This is a genomic window from Streptomyces rectiviolaceus (assembly GCF_039533825.1).
Taxonomy (GTDB): domain Bacteria; phylum Actinomycetota; class Actinomycetes; order Streptomycetales; family Streptomycetaceae; genus Streptomyces; species Streptomyces rectiviolaceus.
In genome coordinates, this window is sequence record NZ_BAAAUG010000048.1 from 1 (window position 1) to 4,030 (window position 4,030).

Consider the following 4,030-nt stretch of genomic DNA (forward strand, 5'->3'; position numbering starts at 1 on the left):
CCCGAAGCCCGGCGGCGGCGCGCCGGGGATGCTCCGCTCCGTGGTCTCCCTCGGCCGCGGCGCTGGCTCGCGCAGCGCGGTCGTCACCGCGCCGCCGGCCGCGTCGGCGAGGATCAGCGCCGCCTGCTGGGCGTCCGGCCGTGCCTGCGGGTCCTTGTGCATCAGCTGCTGCAGCACGGGGATCAGAGGGCCTGCCCGCAGCGGTTCGGGCAGCGGGTCGCTGACGATCGCGGTGAGCGTGGACCACGTCGACGTACGGCGGAAGGGGGACGCGCCCTCGACCGCCGCGTACAGCGTGGCGCCCAGGGCCCACACATCGGAGGCGGGGCCCGGGTCCTGGCCCTGGGCGCGTTCGGGCGCCAAGTAGTCCAGGGAGCCGACGAGTTCGCCGCTGCGTGTGAGGTGCGTGGCGGAGCCGTCCCCCGGGTCGTCCATCGTGGCGATGCCGAAGTCGGTCAGGACGACGCGGCCACCGGTCTCCAGGAGGATGTTGCCGGGCTTGACGTCGCGGTGCAGGACCCCGGCGCGGTGGGCGGCGGCGAGCGCGTCCATGACCTTGGCGCCGACGGCCGCCGCTTCGCGGGGGTCGAGGGTGCCGCGATCACGCAGTACGTCGTCCAGGGAGGGTCCGTCGACCAGTTCCATGACGATCAGGGGCCGACCGTCGACCTCCGCCACGTCGTGTACGGCGACGACTCCGGGATGGCGCACCCGTGCGGCCGCGCGGGCCTCGCGCTGCATCCGTACGCGCAGGTCGGCCAGTTCGGGCCCGGCCGCGTCCGTGTACGTACGCAGTTCCTTGACGGCGACCTCGCGGCCGAGCACCTCGTCGACGGCGCGCCAGACGACGCCCATGCCGCCGCGTCCGAGCTGCGCCGTCACGCGATAGCGCCCGGCGAGGAGGCGGCCGACGCCGCCCGGTTGTTCCTGATCCCCCGAAGTCACCGCTGCCCCGTTCCTGTGACACCACTTTTCGTGGCTCACAGACTACGGGGCAGGGGTGACAGCGCGTGCCGGGAGTTACTTGCCGTGCGGCGTGAGGTCTCCGCGGCGCGGGCCCGAGAAGCTCTGCAGGCGGGCCAGCGTCAGGCCGGTGAGCCGCGTGACCTCGCCGACGTCCAGGGCGCCGCAGTCCAGGCCGCGCAGCAGGTAGCCGGCGAGTGCCTTGGCCGACGCCGGCTCGTCCGCCACGTCGCCGCCCTCGCGGTGGGCGGCGTACGCGGACAGGCGGGCTGCGGCCTGCTCGAAGCCCTCGCGGTAGAAGGCGAACACGGCGGCGTAGCGCGTGGGGATGTGGCCGGGGTGCATGTCCCAGCCCTGGTAGTAGGCGCGGGCCAGGGCGCGGCGCGTGAGGCCGTAGTGCAGCCGCCAGGCGTCGTGGACCTTCTCGGTGGTGCCGATGGGCAGGACGTTGGTGGAGCCGTCCGAGACGCGTACGCCGGTGCCGGCCGCCGCGACCTGCATGATCGCCTTGGCGTGGTCGGCGGCCGGGTGGTCGCTGGTCTGGTAGGCGGCGCTGACGCCCAGGCAGGCGCTGTAGTCGAAGGTGCCGTAGTGCAGGCCGGTGGCACGGCCTTCGGCGGCGCCGATCATGCGGGCCACGGTGGCGGTGCCGTCGGTGGCGAGGATGGACTGGCTGGTCTCGATCTGGATCTCGAAGCCGATCCGGCCCGCCTCCAGGCCGCGCACCTTCTCGAACTCCTCCAGGAGGCGCACCATCGCGGTGACCTGCTCGGGGTAGGTCACCTTGGGCAGCGTCAGGACGAGGCCGTCCGGCAGGCCGCCCGCCTCCATGAGCCCGGACAGGAAGATGTCGAGGGTGCGGATGGCGCGGTCGCGCACCGCCTCCTCCATGCACTTCATGCGGATGCCCATGTACGGGGCGGCGGTGCCGTTCTTGTAGGCCTCGGCGACCAGGCGGGCCGCGCGGGCGGCGTCCTGGTCCTCGTCCGCGCCCTTGTAGCCGTCCTCGAAGTCGATGCGCAGGTCCTCGACGGGCTCGCGCTCCAGCTTGGCGCGTACGCGGTCGTAGACCGGCGCGGCCAGGTCGTCGGCAAGGCCGAGGACGGCCGCGAAGGAGGCAGCGTCCGGGGCGTGCTCGTCGAGGGCCTTCAGGGCCTGGTCGCCCCACGTACGGATGGTGTCGGCGCCGAAGAGCTCACCGGGGACGTACACGGTGTGGACCGGCTGGCGGGTGCCCGGGTCGCCGGGGTAGCGGCGCTCGAGCTCCGCGTCCACCGGGGCGAGGGAAGCGCTGATGCCCTCGCTGACCGCGCCCGCGAGACTCGTTGCCACCTTCTCTTGCTGACCCATTCCTGCACCCTCCACACGCTCAGGACCACACACTCAGGACCACTCAGGACCACTCAGAAGCACGAAGAACTTCCGCTTCACGGAATCAACAATCCGCATGGCGAAGTTATCCGGCGACCTTCCCGCTGGTCAACACCCTCTCGTCTGCCGGACCTCGTCCGTTCACCCATGTCTCAGATCCTGCTTCCGCACTCGTGTGCCCGCACCTCAGCCTGACCGCCACCCATCGAAGGAGACCGCGTGCCGAATGACACCCGAGTTTCGCGCCGCTTCGGCCTGCAGACCGCGCTGGCCGCTGTGGCCGTTCCCTTGTTCACCACCGCGCTTGCCGCCTCACCCGCGCACGCGGTGGAGCGCGCGGGGCGCCGCCTGGAGGTCATGTCGTTCAACCTCCGCTACGCGAGCACCACGCCGCCCAACACCTGGGCCGACCGCCGCCCGGTGACCCGGGAACTGCTGCGCCGCGCGCGCCCTCATGTCATCGGCACCCAGGAAGGCCTCTACCAGCAGGTACGGGACATCGCCGAGGACCTGGGCCCGCACTACGACTGGATCGGCACCGGCCGGGCGGGCGGCAGCCGCAACGAGTTCATGACCGTCTTCTTCGACACCCGCAGACTCGCGCCGATCGAGTACGACCACTACTGGCTCTCCGACACCCCGGACGTCATCGGATCCAACACCTGGGGCGGCGGCTCCATCCGCATGGTCACCTGGGTCCGCTTCCACGACCTGCGCACGGACACCGAGCTGTACGTCCTCAACACCCACCTCGACAACGCGAGTCAGTACGCACGCACGCGTGCCGCGAGTTTGATTTCCGAACGGATCGGCGCCCTCGACCCGTCCCTGCCGCTCCTGGTCACGGGTGACTTCAATGTCGCAGCCCACAAGAACCCGGTCTACGACACGATGCTGGGCGCCGGTCTCGTCGACACGTGGGACGCGGCGGACGAGCGCAGCAAGGCGTACGCCACCTTCCACGGCTACAAGCCGCTGGTGCCGGACGGCGACCGGATCGACTGGATCCTGGCGACGCCCGGGGTGCGGGTCCACTCGGCGGTGATCAACACCTTCTCGCAGGGCGGACAGTTCCCGAGCGACCATCTGCCGGTGCAGGCGTCCCTGACCTTGTGACGCAGCGAGGCCCTTGCCCCGCGCGACGCGGGGCAAGGGCCTCGTACAAGTCAACGAGATCAGCCCTTGCGGGTGTTGACCTCTTCGGTGAGGGCGGGGACCACGTCGAAGAGGTCACCGACCACGCCGTAGTCGACCAGGTCGAAGATCGGGGCCTCGGCGTCCTTGTTGATCGCCACGATCGTCTTCGAGGTCTGCATGCCCGCCCGGTGCTGGATCGCACCCGAGATACCCGAAGCGATGTACAGCTGCGGCGAGACGGACTTGCCGGTCTGGCCGACCTGGTTGGAGTGCGGGTACCAGCCCGCGTCCACCGCGGCACGCGAGGCACCCACGGCCGCGCCCAGCGAGTCGGCCAGGGACTCGATGAGGTGGAAGTTCTCCGCCCCGTTCACACCACGCCCGCCGGAGACCACGATGGCGGCCTCGGTCAGCTCGGGGCGGCCGGTCGACTCACGCGGGGTGCGCGCGGTCACCTTGGTGCCGGTCGCCTGCTCCGAGAAGGAGACGGTGAGGGCTTCGACGGTGCCCGCGGCCGGGGCGGCTTCCACGGCGGCCGAGTTCGGCTTGACCGTGATGA

At 71.2% G+C, this 4,030-nt stretch carries 4 protein-coding genes; 1 reads left to right on the forward strand and 3 read right to left on the reverse strand.

Going from position 1 to position 4,030, the window contains the following annotated elements; all coding sequences use genetic code 11:
- Positions 1 to 945: serine/threonine-protein kinase (locus ABD378_RS16550; RefSeq protein ID WP_344521676.1), on the reverse strand; the 945-nt coding region annotated here is incomplete at its 3' end.
- 75 nt (positions 946 to 1,020) lie between these two features.
- Positions 1,021 to 2,313, reverse strand: a complete 1,293-nt coding sequence (locus tag ABD378_RS16555) for a DUF6986 family protein (RefSeq protein ID WP_344521677.1) — start codon at positions 2,311 to 2,313, stop codon at positions 1,021 to 1,023.
- A 240-nt stretch (positions 2,314 to 2,553) separates the two neighbouring features.
- Between ABD378_RS16555 and ABD378_RS16560 the strand changes: the two genes are divergently transcribed.
- The gene (locus ABD378_RS16560; protein WP_344521678.1) at positions 2,554 to 3,450 is read left to right on the forward strand and encodes an endonuclease/exonuclease/phosphatase family protein; all 897 of its coding nucleotides are present in this window, start codon (positions 2,554 to 2,556) and stop codon (positions 3,448 to 3,450) included.
- 59 nt (positions 3,451 to 3,509) lie between these two features.
- Here the strand turns inward: ABD378_RS16560 and ABD378_RS16565 are convergent.
- The coding region (locus ABD378_RS16565) for an electron transfer flavoprotein subunit alpha/FixB family protein (protein WP_344521679.1) at positions 3,510 to 4,030 on the reverse strand (521 nt) is incomplete at its 5' end.